This window comes from Nesterenkonia haasae (assembly GCF_010119385.1).
Classification (GTDB): Bacteria; Actinomycetota; Actinomycetes; order Actinomycetales; family Micrococcaceae; genus Nesterenkonia; species Nesterenkonia haasae.
The window spans coordinates 500-16,690 of record NZ_VFIE01000025.1 but is presented as its reverse complement, the minus strand read 5'-3'; the positions used below and the strand labels follow the sequence as shown (position 1 = coordinate 16,690).

At 59.3% G+C, this 16,191-nt stretch carries 12 protein-coding genes and 1 pseudogene; 3 read left to right on the top strand and 10 right to left on the bottom strand.

Annotated features, from left to right (window positions below):
• Nucleotides 1–2: 2 nt before the first annotated feature.
• The 5 genes from FH975_RS12680 to FH975_RS12660 form a co-directional block, all read right to left on the bottom strand.
• A complete protein-coding gene (locus FH975_RS12680) occupies nucleotides 3–2,981 on the bottom strand; it encodes a glycoside hydrolase family 3 N-terminal domain-containing protein (protein ID WP_162321671.1) in 2,979 nt (992 codons plus the stop codon).
• A gap of 240 nt (nucleotides 2,982–3,221) precedes the next feature.
• Nucleotides 3,222–3,665 (bottom strand): hypothetical protein, encoded by a 444-nt coding sequence (locus tag FH975_RS12675; protein WP_162321670.1) that lies wholly within the window; start codon nucleotides 3,663–3,665, stop codon nucleotides 3,222–3,224.
• 66 nt (nucleotides 3,666–3,731) lie between these two features.
• Entirely contained in the window at nucleotides 3,732–6,137 is a 2,406-nt protein-coding gene (locus FH975_RS12670; protein WP_162321669.1) for a glycoside hydrolase family 3 N-terminal domain-containing protein, read from the bottom strand.
• Between the two features lie 207 nt (nucleotides 6,138–6,344).
• A complete protein-coding gene (locus FH975_RS12665; protein WP_162321668.1) occupies nucleotides 6,345–7,898 on the bottom strand; it encodes a carboxylesterase/lipase family protein in 1,554 nt (517 codons plus the stop codon).
• 274 nt (nucleotides 7,899–8,172) lie between these two features.
• Complete coding sequence (locus FH975_RS12660) at nucleotides 8,173–9,297, bottom strand: glutathione S-transferase family protein (protein ID WP_162321667.1); 1,125 nt, start codon at nucleotides 9,295–9,297, stop codon at nucleotides 8,173–8,175.
• Nucleotides 9,298–9,370: 73 nt separating this feature from the next.
• Here FH975_RS12660 and FH975_RS12655 point away from each other — a divergent pair, with 73 nt between their 5' ends.
• Complete coding sequence (locus FH975_RS12655) at nucleotides 9,371–10,159, top strand: MBL fold metallo-hydrolase (protein ID WP_162321666.1); 789 nt, start codon at nucleotides 9,371–9,373, stop codon at nucleotides 10,157–10,159.
• Here the strand turns inward: FH975_RS12655 and FH975_RS12650 are convergent.
• Nucleotides 10,156–10,578 (bottom strand): hypothetical protein, encoded by a 423-nt coding sequence (locus FH975_RS12650; RefSeq protein WP_162321665.1) that lies wholly within the window; start codon nucleotides 10,576–10,578, stop codon nucleotides 10,156–10,158. The genes FH975_RS12655 and FH975_RS12650 overlap by 4 nt on opposite strands.
• Before the next feature lie 89 nt (nucleotides 10,579–10,667).
• On the opposite strand from FH975_RS12650, the gene FH975_RS12645 reads away from it, so the two are divergent.
• Nucleotides 10,668–11,486 carry an SDR family NAD(P)-dependent oxidoreductase gene (locus FH975_RS12645; RefSeq protein WP_153078698.1) on the top strand — a complete coding sequence of 273 codons (819 nt, stop codon included), beginning with the start codon at nucleotides 10,668–10,670 and terminating at the stop codon, nucleotides 11,484–11,486.
• 46 nt (nucleotides 11,487–11,532) lie between these two features.
• On the opposite strand, the gene FH975_RS12640 is transcribed toward FH975_RS12645, so the two are convergent.
• Both FH975_RS12640 and FH975_RS12635 read right to left on the bottom strand, forming a co-directional pair.
• Entirely contained in the window at nucleotides 11,533–12,315 is a 783-nt protein-coding gene (locus FH975_RS12640; RefSeq protein WP_162321664.1) for an AMIN-like domain-containing (lipo)protein, read from the bottom strand.
• 123 nt (nucleotides 12,316–12,438) lie between these two features.
• Nucleotides 12,439–13,884, bottom strand: a complete 1,446-nt coding sequence (locus FH975_RS12635) for a mechanosensitive ion channel family protein (RefSeq protein WP_162321663.1) — start codon at nucleotides 13,882–13,884, stop codon at nucleotides 12,439–12,441.
• A gap of 102 nt (nucleotides 13,885–13,986) precedes the next feature.
• Between FH975_RS12635 and hisD the strand changes: the two genes are divergently transcribed.
• Nucleotides 13,987–15,294: a histidinol dehydrogenase gene (gene hisD / locus FH975_RS12630; protein ID WP_162321662.1), complete on the top strand. Its 1,308-nt coding sequence runs from the start codon at nucleotides 13,987–13,989 to the stop codon at nucleotides 15,292–15,294.
• Here hisD and FH975_RS17115 read toward each other — a convergent pair.
• Nucleotides 15,291–15,767 carry a transglycosylase family protein gene (locus FH975_RS17115; RefSeq protein WP_407938636.1) on the bottom strand — a complete coding sequence of 159 codons (477 nt, stop codon included), beginning with the start codon at nucleotides 15,765–15,767 and terminating at the stop codon, nucleotides 15,291–15,293. The genes hisD and FH975_RS17115 overlap by 4 nt on opposite strands.
• Nucleotides 15,768–15,983: 216 nt before the next feature.
• Nucleotides 15,984–16,112 (bottom strand): annotated as a pseudogene (locus tag FH975_RS17110) (SH3 domain-containing protein); the annotation flags it as partial.
• Nucleotides 16,113–16,191: the final 79 nt, after the last annotated feature.

Sequence of the window (16,191 nt, the reverse complement as noted above, 5' to 3'; positions counted from 1 at the left end):
ACCTAGGCACCTGCCCTATCGGATGAGGTCTGGTGGTTTCGCACCCTGCGGATGACCCATACGAGTCCGACAACCCAGAGCAGCCCCAGCACAGCGGTGACAACCCAGCGAATGATCTCCCAAGCGGCGGGCGTGTAACTCACTTCAGCGTCGGGGCCCAGTCCGTTCATGGCGTTGGAGTTCGCCACTGTGTAGAGCACATTATGGGTTGCGTTCCTGATGTTGCTCACGGCTTCAGCACTGTCGGTGTCCTCAAAGCTCTTCATCGGAGCGAACACCAGCTGGTGGTCGGTGCCTGCGGCGATGGACTGATCCGGGGACATGAATCCGTAGAGGTTGAAGTCCGTGATCACGACGCCGCGGAAACCCCATTCGTCACGGAGCACGTCATCCAGCAGTTCCGGGTATCCGCCGGCCCAGGTGGCTCCGATCCGGTTGAAGGAGCTCATCATGGCTGTTGAGCCGATCTCTGTTTCGGCGTGATTGCCGTCGTCGTCAGCGATGTAGGTCATGGGGGCCGAGGCCTCCTTGACGATCATCTCGAAGGGCTTCAGGTAAATCTCGCGCATGGTCTGCTCATCAGCCCATGTCGCAATGCCGTTGTCGACACGGCCGTTTTCCTGATCATTCATCGCAAAGTGCTTGGTGTAGGCATACAGACCGCGGGATGCTGCGCCGGAGACCACTTCAGCTCCCAGAACTCCGGAAATAGTGGGGTCCTCAGAGAAGTACTCGAAATTGCGTCCGGCGAACGGGCTGCGGTGGAGGTTCACACCGGGGGCGTACCATCCGGAGACACCCATCTGCAGTGCTTCCTCACCCATCATTTCGCCCATCTGGTAGACGAGGTCCTTGTTCCAGGTCGCGGCGATCAGCGGGGCTGAAGGGTAGGCGGCACCCTTGAAGTCGTCGTTGATGAACGAGGTGAACCCGTGCGGGCCGTCAATGTCGTCAGTCCGCGGTTTCGCGATCGATGGCAGCGCCTCAGTGTTGTAGGCGCCGTTGAGCAGCATGTCTGTCATGTCGTCAACTTCTAACTGATCCAGCAGCTCGGCCCACTGTGGGTCGTCATAGTCAAGGCCGCGCATGTCAATAAGCGTCAAACCGTTGTCCGCACCGGTGGTGGGCATCTCGGCCTCGGAAGCCTCCGCGGCTGCCTCGGCGTCGTAGTGCTGGTAGCCCTCGATGATGTAGTCGGCGGCCTCCTGATCGGCCTCGTCTGGTGCTGTCGGGAATGTTGCACCGAAGTCTTCGCGGCTCATCAGGTGGGCGCCTTCACCATCGGGGTCGCCAGAGAAGTGTTGAGAGACTTCGTCGAACCTGTTGGTGGCGGCCTGCTCATCACCTGCACGTGGGGTGTCTTGGCCGAACACCGCTGTCTCTGCGACGTCGAAGTCAATGGGGTCAATGCCCTCAGCCAAGGAGTGGGAGTCTGTTTGGATTTTCAACTCATAGGTGCCTTCGTCCAGCACCCAGGCTTCAGCATCCTGGTAGTCGTAGGAGGCCATGTCTTCAACAGCCAGCTCTAGAGTCACTGTCTCGGATTCGCCGGGTTCCAGGAGCCCTGTTTTGGCGAAGTCACCTAGTTCGACGTATGCCTTTTCCACACCACCGGGCGTGTAGGGGGCGGTGTAGTAGAGCTGGACAACGTCACTGCCGGGGACACCGCCGGTGTTCGTCACCTCCACTTCGGCTTGGAAAATGCCGTCGAGCTCAGGTTCGGTGGCGTTCACTAGGTCCCACTCAAAAGTGGTGTAGCTCAGTCCGTAGCCGAACGGGTAGACCACAGTCTCCTCGTAGTCGAGGAAACCCTCCTGGGCTGCTGTTTCATAGAATCGATAGCCGTTGTAAATCCCTTCTTCGAGCTCTACGAAGAACGCGCCGTTTTCCATGGCGGCGTGGTTGGGCTGCTGCAGAGTGGACGCGTTCGACTCATCGATATTGGTGTACTCCCAGCGGCCGAAGTTCGCGAAACTGGGGTCGGCGGTGAAATCGCTGGCCCACAGGTCTACGGTCCGTCCTGATGGGCTGATATCACCGGTGAGGATACCTCCGAGGGCGTTGAACCCGGTTTCGCCAGGGGCGCCTGTCCAGAGAATCGCGTCGACGTCGTCGTCGTTCTCCAGATCTCCCAGCTCCATAATGTTCGAGGAGTTGATGATGACGACCACGGTGTCAAAGTTGTCCTGGGCGAGCTCGAGCGTGTCCTGTTCGTCAACGTTGAGCATCAGTTCGTGCTGACCTTCGAAGTAGTTCTCGTCCCAGCCCTCCATATCGGTAGCCAGGTCGCCGCCCTCGCCTCCGCCGCGTCCGAAGACTACGATGGCGGCGTCGTTGTACTCCTGGAAGGAGTCGACTGCCTCGTCGGAGTAGTTTCCGGCGGGCATCTCCCCCACCGCGTACTCAGACTGATCAGGCTCGTCCATCACGATGCGGGTCCGCGGAGCGTCGTCAGCGAATTCTGTCAGCTCTTCGTAGACCGTCTCATTGATCTGGAATCCGGCGTGTTCAAGACCGCCGCGCACATCAACGGCTGTGGAGGCATCCACAGAGCCGGAGCCGGAACCTCCGTAGACGGGCTCGGCGGAAGTACGGCCGAACAGGGTGACGCTGCCCGCGGTGATGGGAAGAGCGTCATCGGAGTTCTTCAGCAAGGTGATGCCATCCGCGGCTATCTGCTCAACAAGATCTGAGGCGGCACCATGAGCGTCCTCAAGTGAGTCATAGGCGGCTTTGTTGTACTCGAGATCCCAGTCTTCAGCCTCTTCGGTGTTCGTCACTTCCCATGTGCCGGTGCCCAGTTGAGAGGCGACCCAGTTATGGAAAACGTTCAATGCCACGTTGGCACCGATAATGATCACCAAAGTGATCGCCAGGATCGGAGTCCAGATCCACAGGAACTTCCTATTGGATGCCGGTTTGCGGGACTTCTTGTTCCGCGTCTTTGCCGGCGTGCCCGGATCAGAGTTCTGTTCTTGCACGGCTACTCCCTCGTAGACAATCTGTGAGTCGCAGGGCCACCCGAAGGCCCCTGTGATGTGCGCTACACCATTGCATCGGATTCTGGGCTCGGCTCATGGTCCGAATGCATAATCTGTCGATTCGGATACACAACCAGTTGCGCGCAGTTCATATGTTGAGTGGATACACACGGAAGCGGCCAGGCGCCCCACTCCTGAAGAGATGGAGACCTGGCCGCTTAGTTGTCACCGGCAGGAAGGCTAGGAGTCGTCCTGCTCGATGTTGCCGTCCTGGTCGATCACGTATGTCGTGCCGTCGTCGGCTGCCTCAGCTTCAATCGTGAAGTCACCGCCGTCAATAGCAACCTGGGACGTCACCCGGTCTGTGGCGTCCGAGTGTTTGTAGGGCAGGACCCACATCCCGTATTTCTGTTCGGCACTGCTGACGTCATCAGCGAGCAGGAACTCCGACTGGTCTTCGCCGAACTCATCCAGGCCGTCGAGGATGACCTGCCGGGCTTCCTCGAGGTCCTCGTGAACTTCGGGGTGCTCTGCGCTTTCGTTATCGGCACTCTCCACAGCTGCTTCGTCAGTTCCGTCATCAGGCTCCTGATCGGCATCGGAATCACCGCAGGCGACCAGAGCCAGGGCCGCTACTGCACACGTAGCAACCGCTGAGAGAGACGCACGTCTCATGTTCTTCATGTGTCTTATTTACCTTTCGTTGTGCTGTCCCGGAGAACACGATGGGTGATCTTCCGGGCATTGACTTTAGTCCCCTAGGACTCCCGTCCAGTCCAGGCCGTATCCGTAGGCGTAGTCATTTCCAGCGGAGTCGACATAGGTTTCGTGGTCTTCACCGACATCTTCATGCTGCAGCTCAAGTGCGTCCATCGATGCGGGGAACCCGATGGGCAACCGGCCCTGGGGCTCGTGGATGCCTAGGGCGACCTCCAGCAGTGCTTGGTGGCTCACTCCGAAACCGGCCACAATCGCGTCAGCATCCTCTTCGAACTCTGAGGGCACCACAGGGTTCGACGCGTCGAGGACCACGATGATCGGAATATCCCTTCCGCTGGCTTCGACTGCTTCAACTGCACGCTCGAAGGCGTCGAGATCGGCTTCATTGGAAATGCGTGAAGTCTCTCCGAAATAGGAGCGGTTCTCGCGTTCACCATTGTCATCGATATCGCCGCTGATGGACTCTTGGCGAACGTTCTCACCGTCGGCGGTGTAGGGGCGGTATTGAAGCGAGAGTGGGTACCAGGTGTCCTCTTCCTCGTCCCATCCTGCGCTTGAGAAGTTGGTCCCGTTGTTCGGGCTTCGCATCCCGACGACTACGGCGTCGGCGTCGCTGATGTCAGGAGCTTCGTAGGACTCCACTTCTTCATCGCCGTTGAGCTCGACCTCGTCAGTGAGGACCGTTCCGAAATACTCTTCTGCCACGTCAGTATCGACGGTCGGACCTTCGGTGTACTGGCCGGGTCCGAAGGCCTCATCCTGACCGAAGTCGAAGGACTGCGGAATGTACACTGTCTGCTCGGAGAAGTCCGAAGCATCAGACTCAGTGATGACGTCGTCGTTCTTCAACAGCACCACGGAGTCGAGCTGGGCCTCTATGCCGGCTTGGATCTTGGCTTCGCTGCCGACGCTTGCCTCAGACTCTTCAAGATCCAGGTATGGGCTCTCGTAGAGCCCCGTTTCGAAGAGCATCGTGAGGACGCGCTTACCTGTCTGGGCCCAGCGAGTGTCAGCGTCGATCTCGAGTTCACCGTTCTCGTAGGCTTCCTGCCACATCTCGTGAGCGGCCAGTACCGGACCGACCTCGTTGTTGCCTCCGAACATGTCCACACCGGCTCGAAGAACTTCAAAGTGACGTTCGTCGATGGTGAGATCTTCTTTACCCCATGCCATCCCGAAGAGAGCTTCTTCGTCCAACCAGGAATTGGTCACTCCCCAGTCGGTGACGAGCACGCCGTCGTAGTCATTGTCCTTGCGAAGAATGTCGATGGTGGCTTTTTCGTAGGCGCTGCCAACGCGATCTTCGAACAGCGGTTCGCCCTCACCGTCGAGCATGATGGAGTAGTTGATCATCATCGACGAGGCATGCTGGGCGGCAAGGAAGACATCGAGGTGGGTGTCAAAGTTGCCGCCCGGGAACACGGCGTACTTGCCGGAGTTGAGGTGAGATTCACGACCGCCTTCACCAGCGCCGTCTCCGGGGAAGTGCTTGATCATAGTGGAGACCGATTGCGGCCCCCAGCCGGTGGGCTCGTCGTCTTCATAAGAGTTTTGGAATCCGTCGACGTAGGCGACAGCAAGTTCGGCGGCCAGCTCGGCGTTCTCGCCGAATGTACCGTTGACTCTGAGCCAGCGTGGCTCGGTAGCCAGATCAATCTGAGGACTCAGCGCATTCGATATGCCCAGGGCCCTGTACTCCTCAGACGCCACGCGGCCGAACTCTTCTACGCGTTCTGCATCGAAGAGCGCCGCCATGCCTAAGTTGGAGGGCCAATCGGAACGGCTGCCGGTCTCTGGGAAAGCCGAACCAGAATCATGTCTGGGGTCGGTCGAGAAGTTGACGGGCACGTACGGGGTGTCCTCGGATGCTAGAGATTCCACGAAAGCCTGCATCTCGTTGACCCATGTCACGTTGTCTTGGACATCTGAGTCTCCCGCATTCAGGACGTTCCGGAGGTGGTCCTGCTCGAGGTACGTCTCCTGGTCTTCCGTCAGGCCGTCACCCGGGGCGCGTTCGTGACTGGAAAACAGCATGAGCCCGGCAACCTGCTCAATGGTGAGCTGGTCAGCGAGGCCAGCGGCACGGATCTCTGCGGGTTCGCGCCAGTCTTCCCAGGTGTCCAGCTCACCATTGCCGTTCATGTCTTTAAACGCGTAGGTGGAACCGTCCTCCTCTTCAGTGATGAGTTCGAACTCGCCGTCGTCGGCGAATGTGAGCCTGGCGCCGCCATGTGGGTTTTCCACCACGGTGAAAGTGGTGTCGCCGTCTGTGGCTTCACTGGTGGTGTAGTCCGCTGGTTCCCTCTCGGAAGCACTAGCGTCTTCCGCTTCTGCGGTGTCCTCCGCGGTTTGTGAGCATCCTACGAGAGCCAAAGCCATACATGCTGCGATGCATGTGGCTGACTTCATTGGTCGTCCGAAATATGCGATCTTCATCAACCTCTCCTTCGGTGAAGTGAGCACGGCTCCTGAGACGGAACCGGCTTCTTCACCGTAAGAAGCGAACCACGGCCATGAGAGGGCGATCACATAATTGGTCGTTTTTCGCGCATAACCTGTAGCACGGGTCACAAGTAGTGAGCTGGACCACCGCTAGCTCGGCTTTAGCTTCTCTTATGGGCTGCATTCAGTGGTCGTGCAGCGCTATTCGGCAATCTCGGCGAATAACCTGTAAAGGTCACTTTCGTGATGGTCCTGCACGCGAATATCGCGGTCGAATACCATCATGGACTGCGACTCTTCGGTGTATGCCGGCCAACTCAGAGAATCTGAACTTGGATCTCCGGTGGCAGCGAATCTCAACAGGGAGTCCGAGATGCTCCTGGAGTACTCGCGGAACTCCGCGTCTTCACCCGCCACGATATGCTCCATGGCGTCGTCGTTGCGGAGCAGGAATGGGACGTCCCCGCCTGTATGAGGCGGTGTCACGCCGCCGAAAACAGGAAGCGGTCGGGCGAAGACTGCCGCGAACGCCGGGGCCTGCTCATGTCCTGTTTTAGCGTCAAGCACCGCGTTGCGGGTGTGCCCGAAGAATGGCCCCTGCTCCATCCAGAGCACATGAGCCCTCGGGTGCCCGGGGTATGTTTGCTCGAAGGCCTCCACTACTTCGTCTGCATGGTCTCCGAAGCTCTGCGTGAGAAGCTCATCGACCCGGTGATCAGTAAGCCCAGGCTGATATGCGTCTTGCATGGGGTCATCTGGATCATGGACGGCGTAGGACATGTCTCCGAGATTGCTGGAGAACTCTCCCAGTACCGTGGTCACCAAAAGAGGTATGTCTGAGGCTAGTTCGGTGAAATCTCCACCCACTGTGAAAGTCTCCTCCGGAAAAGCCTGTGTTCCCGTCACAGGAGCATGCTCCATTCCGATGGTCTGGGCTGCCGCATGGAGGTCTTGGTAACTGAGTTCTTGTACGTCTGCCGGTTCCGCCACGTCGAGTTCCTCCAGGAGCTCTTGTGCCTGCTCTTGAGCGTCTTGCTGGCTTCGCCACATGGTGGCGGGGCTCATGGCGACGGCCCGGTGAAAGAGGCCCTCAGCTTCAGGCATACCGAGCAGTGTCAGAACCTTCCCTCCCCCACCTGATTGTCCAACGAGTGTGACGTTGTCAGGATCGCCGCCGAATTTCTCGATGTTGTTGTTGACCCAGCGAAGCGCCTCTACCAGGTCCAACTGTCCGAGGTTGCCTGAGTCTGCGTAGTCCTCCCCGTATTCGGCGAAGTCCGAGTAGCCCAGGACATTCAGGCGGTGGTTGACGCTAACAAAGACAGCTTCTTCTGTGGTGGCCAGGTTATGCCCGTTATAGAAGCTCAACTCATTCGCAGCCCCTGTTGAGTATGTACCGCCATGGATCCAGAGAATGACGGGTTTCTTGGCATCCGGTTCCGTCGACGTCGTCCACACATTGGCGAAGAGGCAGTCTTCGTTCTGCGAAAGGTTCGTGCCGGATAAGTTGACGAACTGAGTCTGCTCAACCCGGTCGTTGGCTCCTGCCGGGCACGCCGGTCCGTAGACCAGAGCGGTTCGGACATCGCCCCAGGCGGGCACCGGCCGGGCCTGCTGAAATCGGCTGCTTTCTGCATATTCAATGCCGAGGAAGGTGTGGACGTCTCGATTGGTGTAGCCCATGAGAGTCCCGGCGTTGAGGTCCACAGTGACGGGTTGCGTCGCCTCGTCAGGGAGGCTGCTTGTCTTTTTCATCGTCACAACCGTCGATTCAGGTGAGTAGCTGTCTTCGCTCCCACACCCCACTACGAACCAGCTTAAGGCGCAAACAAGAGCGATGCTCAGTGCATTGGGCGGTGCGCATTTCGACGTTTTCTGCGAACTGGCCATCTCGGTGGTCCTCTCAGTATTGAGTTGACCGCACGCTATCGTCTGCTGCCCCGGCTTACCGCCACCAGCCACAAAAGGTCATTCGCGCTGCATAACCTGTTGCGCTCATCACACGATAGGAAGAGTGTCCCTTCCCAGGCTAGGCCTTCAGGGGGTTCGCGCCTGGGGGTTGCTCGTCCACAGATATTGGACCAGGTGCGGTGCCATCGCCGAAGGGTGAGCCGCCCAAAGTGTCACGGCCGTGGGGAGAAAGCCAGTTCTCAAGTTCAGGGCCGCTCGGCACGATCTGCGTGGGGTTCACATCCTCGTGCACCACGTAGTAGTGGGCCTTGATCTGATCAAAGTCGACCGTGTCGCCGAATCCCGGGGTCTGGAACAGGTCACGGGCGTAGGCCCACAGGTTGGGGAACTCGGTGAGTTTATTCCGATTGCATTTGAAGTGACCGTGGTAGACCGGATCGAACCTCACGAGTGTGGTGAACAGGCGTATGTCCGGCTCCGTGATGTGATCTCCCATGAGGTACCGGCGATCCTCAAGCCGCTCTTCGACCCAGTCCAGAGCGGCGAAGAGCCGGTCGTAGGCCTCCTCATACGCCGCCTGGTTTCCGGCGAATCCCGACCGGTACACGCCATTGTTGATCTCAGTGAAAATTCGTTTGATGACCGGGAGCATGTCGTCGATGAGATTCTCTGGAATCAGATTCGGAGCTCCGGGGCGGTGAAATTCGCTCCACTGGGTGGAGAAATCAAATGTCAGTTGCGGATAGTTATTGGTGACCACCTCTCCTGAGGGAATGTCCACCAAGGCCGGGACGGTGATACCGCGAGGGTAGTCGGGAAACCGCTTGAAGTAGTTCTCCTGCAGCCATTCTGTGTTCAACACAGGGTCTCGCCCGTCAGAGCTGAGGTCGAAAGTCCAGGAACGGGCGTCGTGTACTGGCCCTGGGGTGGCTAAGGAGATCGCATCCTCTAAGCCGAGAAGCCGCCTGATGATGATCGTTCGGTGCGCCCATGGACAGGCGCGTGCGGCCACCAGCCTGTAACGGCCGGCTTTCACAGGCCAGGCCTGGGCTTCCGCGGTAAGTCCTGCGATCCGTGGATCTCCGATAGTGGAAGACTCTTCACGCGGTGCGCTCCGAACAGCATCCACATCCGCCACCACACGATCTTCAATGTAGTTAGTGTCACGGGTGAATTCACCCCCAGTGACGTATGCCCCTTGAGTGGAGTGCTTGGCGTCAGAATTCTTGTGCGGGTCGCTCATGTTCAGCTCACTTCCGTCGTGGGGCCACGTCGGACCAAGCGTAACGTCTACGGCCGGGCATAAGCTGGAGAACATGACGACGCTCCCGCCGTTACCCGCCTCAGTCCAGATGCTCACTTGTGACAACCCCTCCCCTATGACGCTGGAGGGCACAAACACCTACCTCATCGGTGACCCCGAGGCAGAGGACGTCGTCGTCGTTGATCCTGGTCCAGAGGGACATCCTGAGCATGTCCGGAACATCATGAAGACCGCCGCAGGCCGCGCAGTGGCGCAGATCCTCGTGACGCATCGTCACGGTGATCACGTTGGTGCCGCAAAACTGTTGTCATCAGTCACGGGCGCTGAAGTGCGCGGCCTGGATCCTGATGTGTGTCTTCCCGGTGGGGAGGGAACGGTGCTCCCTCTCACCGACGGCGAGCAGATCGGCCTCGGTGGGAGTATCCTGACCGTGCTGCACACTCCTGGACACACCTCCGACTCGGTGTGCTTCTGGCTTCCTGAAGCGAAAGTGATGCTCACTGGCGATACCGTCCTGGGACGGGGAACCACAATGCTGGACTTCCCTGACGGCACCCTGACCGACTACCTGAGGTCCCTAGAGATGCTCTCCGGGTACCAGGACGACATGCTCTTGCCAGCCCACGGGCCGTCACATCAGGAACTGGGCTCAGTGGTGAAGGCGTATCTGGATCACCGACAGGAGCGCCTAGCACAGGCTAGGTCCCTGCTAACTGAGCACGGTCAGCTCACTGCCGAGCAGCTGGGACACCTCATGTACGGCGACACCACTGGGCTTAACCAGACAGTCATCACTCGAATTGCTGCAGCCCAATTGGACCATCTCACCAGGGACCGCTAGAAGGGTCGCCGGATGTAAGGGCGCTCGTTCCAACGAATTTCCTGGATCTCTATACCTTCGGCCTTGAGTTCGTCCACCAGAGAACGGGACGCTTTGCCGAGACGTTCAAAGGCGTTCGGCGACGCTTTGCCCACAGGACCTCCGGCGTAGAAACAGACTCGTAGCGCCCTGCGTCCGAAACTGTCAGTCTCTGTGAACTGGGTGAGCGCCAGCTGCCCATCGGTCACACCGGTCAAGGGAGTGCCGTCTACGTCCTCGCGAAAATAGTCCATGAATCCGGTGAGCTCTTCGAGCACTCGCTCGACGGCTTCGACGTTGGTTGCCACGATCCTAGCCTCCAGCGGTGCCCACTGGTCTTCCCTCAACCGGGACCCCCCAAAGAGCTCTGGCCCCCATTCGCCACGTCTGTTCCACCGCATAGTTTCTCCTCTGGCTTTCCCACACGCATCTGGACCTGGGCTGAGTGTTTTGGCCACAGGCTGTTGTCTTGGACCTCTACGATATTCCTATGGGAACCCACACCGCAGTAATAACCGGCTCCACAGCAGGATTAGGCGCAGCATTCGCCCGTCAGTTGGCAGCTCAGGGCTACGATCTGGTGCTGGCCGCCCGGACAGAGCAGCGACTGGAGGTCCAGTCAGAGTCTTTGGAGGCACAGTATGGGATTCGCGCTGAGACGGTGGTAGCAGATCTGACTACTGACGACGGCGTCGGTGCGGTCCAGGAAAGGCTAGTGGACCCTTCCTATCCCGTACATCTGCTGATCAACAACGCCGGTCACGGGCTGGCTGGCAACTTCCTTGACACAGACCTACAAGACGAGCGTGATCTGCTGCGCCTGCATGTGCAGACACCTATGGAGCTGTGCCACACTGCGGCGCGCACGATGACTGCCCAACGCGCTGGGCGGATTATCAATGTGGCATCCGTGGCAGGATTCGCCGCAACAGGCACCTACTCGGCGGCCAAGGCGTGGGTGGTGAACTTTTCCAAGGCACTCCATGCTCAATTGAAATCTGAAGGCCTCACGGTCACCGCCCTGTGCCCAGGGCTAGTGCGGACCGAGTTCCACGAACGCTCTGGAATTACCATTAGTGGTGCCAAGAAGTGGATGTGGCTGGACGCTGAGGACGTCGTCCGCCAGGGACTCACCGCCAATGCGCAGGGCGCATCGCTGTGCGTCCCTTCTGCTCAGTATCGAGCACTGTCAGCGGGCCTGAGATTTATGCCTGGTTCAGTGGTTCAGTGGGCGACCGACAGGCGCATGAGTGCGCCCGGTGAGGATGGGGAGCCTGCAGTGACCGAGACGGATGCCTCCACGAGCTAGTCTTAACGAACGTGGGCTACTGAGATCTGCCTCTGGCGAGGTTCCGCTACACCAATACGTCAATGATCAATCGAGGCCCGTCCGGGTGTTCCCACACTGATACTCGGTAATCACGCACCGTGTCCAAACCTATGTAGTAGCTGGCGGACCCGTGGTGCACAAATGTGGTGACTGCTTCGGAAAAGACCGTGCCCTGAGTGTCGACGAGATTCCCCAGTTCCAGGTGCCCGTCCGATTGACCCGCATTTCCCGGTTCTAACCCGACAACTCCGAGATAAAGGATGGATTCGGAATCCATCTCGATGGGGAAACCCGATCCTGGTTCCACCGCCTCATCGACGTACTCGGCGGCCCATCCAGGCGCCCCAGTCCCTGAATGTTCGAACACTATGCGGTGGTACCCCTCATGGATGCCGACTCGAACTTCTTCCAACAGCAGGTGGGAGTCTTCAGGCACATCAGTCAGCAGCTCGGGAAATCCGTTGGACTCCTGTGCCTCAGCTGAGAATTCCGTGACGTCAAGCATGCCGTTTGGTGAACCGGATTCCGGCTCGGCCTGGCCCCCAGCGGACTCAGGCGGGAACTCCTCCGGCGCTTCATCCGTGGAAGTTTCGTCCTGGTCCGGTTGTGGAGGTTCGTCATCCGAGGCCGTCGTGACAGGCTCGTCCTGTGGTTCATCCAGTGGGGGCAGCTCTTCAATGGCGGCCGTTTCTGGCTCGTCATGCTGCGGTTCACTCGGTTCGCCGACACAACCGGCGACGAACAGGCACGCAGACAGCGCAGCAGTGACTGCAGCGAATTGCGCGGTCCTTCGCGACACGACGTTCACAGGCGAGTCCGTTTCATGTTGCTGACATAGGTCCGCCTGCCAACGGTAATGGCACTGTTCCGGAGAGAACAGCCAGATCAGGGACTGTGGCCACATTGCAACCTAAGCGTTGCAATGTTGTTATCAGTCGTTCTGACGATGCTTCCGCTCGCGGTAGGCCTCCTCCCCAGGTCCGGCAAACTCTCGGTTTCGCTCCACTGCAGAGATCGATCCGGTGAAAAGTCCTTCCTCCACGGGAAATTGAGTATCGCGGTCAGTCGTGTCGTGTGATGCCGGGGAGGGACCCGGTACGGGGTCTGCGACCGGGTCCTCGCCGAGAATTGTATGGGGATCAGCCGCGACCGTGTTGACCTGACCGGTTGCGATGGACTCGGCCCCGCCTGCGAGGGCTTCCTCATTGGTCATGAGCATCCGTTGCGTGAGTACAGCGTAGGGGTGTTCAGCTCGGAGGAAATTGACCAGGTCTTCTCGAATCAGGCAGCGCAGGTCCCAGAGCTCTCCCGAATTGCGTGCCGAGACGACGACTCGCGCCTGGACATGCCCTCCCGTTGCCTCCGTGATCTGCAGATTGGAGGTCTGCCCATCCCAGAGGTCCGTTGTGGCGAGCAGACGCTTAAGCCGGCCACGAAGCGCGTCGGTGGGGACTCGCCAGTCCACGTCCAACTCGACGACTCCCAATAGCTCTGTGCCAACTCGGGTCCAGTTTTCGAAGGGAGTCGCCACAAAGTGCGCGCTGGGGTAGATGAATCGGCGGCCGTCCCAGGATTTGATAACCACTGTCGATAGTGTGATCTCTTCCACTGTCCCGAAGTTCTCTTCAATCACCACCACATCGCCTACACGGATGGAGTCGGTGAAGGCGAGTTGAATGCCGGCGAAGAGGTTTGCCAGGGTCGACTGCATCGCCAAACCTGCTACTACGGACACCACTCCGGCCGAGGCAAGTAACCCGGCGCCCAGGCCGCGAACGCTCTCATTGAGGAGCAGCACTGCGGCGACGGCTACGGTAATGATCACGGCTGCGAGGATGCGTCCGATCAGGTCAACCTGTGTTTGGACTCTGCGGCCACGGCGATCTTCAACCCCAAGCTCACCCTCACCGATGTACTTGGATAGAATCACCGCCTCCACAATCTTCACCACCCGAAGAGCCCACCAGGCGATGGAAATGATCAAAGCGATGTTCAGCAGGACGAAAAGTGGGCCCTGCCATACGAGATCAGTGTCCACGGCGTATCTGACGCTCAGTGCGGTGCCCGCCAGCAGAACAATGCAGAAGCCCGGGACCCGAGTGCGGTTGATTGCCCTCTTAACCACCGACTTTCGACGGAAGACCTGCTTCAGAGCGAAGGAGAGAATTAGGGTAATTATCAGAGCCACGACTGCTGAGATGGTCAGCCCGATGAGGACCCCCATGTAGGGCCCTGCCGCGGAGACGATCGTTTCGAACTCCTCGGGAATATGGTCGTCTACGTCAGTGGTGATGTCGGCCACGGGCCAGGCGCCGTCTGATGAGAGGTACACCGACCCGGCGTAATCGGCCATCGTCTGGAAGTGGGAGCTGATCATGGCCGAAATTGTTCCACGCGAGGTTGTGCGCGGGCCAGCCTCCCCGCTGCGAGGTTCGTCATGAGTCGTCACTTTGGTCGATGACAGGGAAGAATAGTCAGCATGCTGACTACCACTGATTTGCGTGGCCAGAAATTGGATGTTGCTCAGGCTTTGCCCCGAGCTGAACACGACATTTCGGCGACTATCGAGACGGTCACCCCTATTCTGGAACAGGTTCGTAGAGGCGGCACCGAAGCTCTTCTGGATCTTTCCGAGAGGTTCGACGGAGTGCGACCGGGTGCACTAAGAGTCCCGTCAGAGGTGCTCTCACGCGCCCTCTCGGGGTTAGATCCTGCGGTGCGCACAGCACTGGATACCCTCATAATGCGCGCCAGGGAGGTGCATACTGCCCAACTTCCGGCGGCATCACTGGTCTCACCTGGCCCTGATGCGCGAGTTGCCAACAAATGGGTACCGGTCCAACGTGTGGGATTGTATGTTCCCGGTGGTCAGGCGGTATATCCCTCCTCTGTCGTCATGAACGTGGTCCCTGCCCAGGTCGCTGGGGTGCCGCACTTGGCGATCGCTTCACCTCCGCAGCGAGACTTCGGCGGCTGGCCGCACCCAACAATTCTGGCGGCGGCTCAGCTGCTTGGCATAGATGAGGTCTATGCTGTCGGCGGCGCCCAGGCTGTGGCGATGTTTGCCTATGGCGCGAAGGACGCTGCAGGCGGCGTCGACGTGCCTCCGGTGTCACTGATCACGGGTCCCGGAAACGTATATGTAGCCGCAGCCAAAAGAGCAGTGCGGGGCACGGTTGGAATCGACTCCGAGGCAGGGCCCACCGAAATTATGGTGCTAGCCGACCACACGGCTCCAGCGCATCTCATAGCCGCAGATCTGGTGTCCCAGGCAGAGCATGATGAGCTTGCCGCAGCTGTGCTCGTGACGGACTCACCTAGTCTCGTGGAACGTGTTGTTACTCAGGTGAGCGAACAGGCCGCTGCTGCGAAACACTCTGAGCGTGTCAAGAAGTCACTTACTGGACGGCAGTCAACGGTCCTGCTTGTCGATTCCATGGACATCGCAGTCGACATCGCCAACGCCTACGGAGCTGAGCATTTGGAGATTATGACAAGCGACGACGATGCCTTCGCCGATCGCATCCATAACGCCGGTGCTGTGTTTCTCGGCGCCTACACACCTGTCTCCCTCGGTGACTACTGCGCCGGGTCCAACCATGTGCTGCCCACGGGCGGTGCATCAAGGTATTCGTCTGGATTGAACGTCACAAGTTTTATGCGCTCTCAGCAGGTGATCCGCTACGGCCGTGAGGGATTGGCCCAGGTGGCCGAGCATGTTAGGGCTCTTGCCGAGGCCGAGGACCTGCCCGCACACGGCGACGCGGTGCGGGCGAGGTACCCCTAAACACTCATGACGAAGGTGGTGTTGACCCACCCGATCACACCGTCGTGCTCCACCTGTACCCAGGATCCGCGTCGTTCACCTGTGCGCAGCACCTCGCCGCGAGGGATCTGGACTAATTTGTCCGAACTTGAACTGGGCTCTTCACGCAGAGGTACCGAGTAGGTGGCCTGCCAATCACCTGCCGAAGTGACGGTGGAACTGGTCTGGGTGCCTCCGTGGGCGTCAAAGTATGTGTCTCCCCAGCCCCCGGGATTGCCGCTGAGGCCCAAGCGCTGTGAGCAGGCAGGCCATGCCCCCCACCCTTGGCGTTGCCACAGCTGGTAGGCACGTTCAATCTGTTCCTGCTTCGATGCCTGATGCGGCAGGCCGCTTCCCCCGACCCAACGCCACGAGGACGCAGAGAACTGGAGGCCACCGTAGTAGCCGTTGCCGGTGTTGATGGACCAGTTACCGGAGGACTCACACTGAGCCAACCGGTCCCACGCAGAACTGTAGGGTCCGCGAGAACTCTGGGCGTGCTGGCCACTAGTCGGACCAGTCCGGCCCGATGAGCTTCCCGAGCCGGAACCAGAGGATGACGACCCCGACCCGGAGGATGAGCTTCCTGAGCTGGACGATCCGCTGGAGCCCGAGGAGCTATTGGAACCGCTCGAGCCCGATGACGAGGATCGGACGTCGAGGAAGTCCTCCCACACCCACCCGGTGTTTCCGTTGGTTCGTACCTGATACCAACCCCCACGGGAACTGAGAACCTCTACGTTGGTGCCAGCCGGAAGAGTTCGAGCGACACTGCTGCTGGTACTGGGGCCAGATCTCATATTCACACCTGAAGTTACCCGTGCACCACTGGACGATGAGGAAGAACTACCTGAACCCGAGTTGGAAGAACCCGACGAC

Bases quoted from the DNA above. Each gene is read 5' to 3' on its own strand.
- FH975_RS12675 (WP_162321670.1), bottom strand. From the start codon at position 3,665: ATGAAGAACATGAGACGTGCGTCTCTCTCAGCGGTTGCTACGTGTGCA.
- FH975_RS12670 (WP_162321669.1), bottom strand. From the start codon at position 6,137: ATGAAGATCGCATATTTCGGACGACCAATGAAGTCAGCCACATGCATC.
- FH975_RS12665 (WP_162321668.1), bottom strand. From the start codon at position 7,898: ATGAAAAAGACAAGCAGCCTCCCTGACGAGGCGACGCAACCCGTCACT.
- FH975_RS12660 (WP_162321667.1), bottom strand. From the start codon at position 9,297: ATGAGCGACCCGCACAAGAATTCTGACGCCAAGCACTCCACTCAAGGG.
- FH975_RS12655 (WP_162321666.1), top strand. From the start codon at position 9,371: ATGACGACGCTCCCGCCGTTACCCGCCTCAGTCCAGATGCTCACTTGT.
- FH975_RS12650 (WP_162321665.1), bottom strand. From the start codon at position 10,578: ATGCGGTGGAACAGACGTGGCGAATGGGGGCCAGAGCTCTTTGGGGGG.
- FH975_RS12645 (WP_153078698.1), top strand. From the start codon at position 10,668: ATGGGAACCCACACCGCAGTAATAACCGGCTCCACAGCAGGATTAGGC.
- FH975_RS12635 (WP_162321663.1), bottom strand. From the start codon at position 13,884: ATGATCAGCTCCCACTTCCAGACGATGGCCGATTACGCCGGGTCGGTG.
- hisD (WP_162321662.1), top strand. From the start codon at position 13,987: ATGCTGACTACCACTGATTTGCGTGGCCAGAAATTGGATGTTGCTCAG.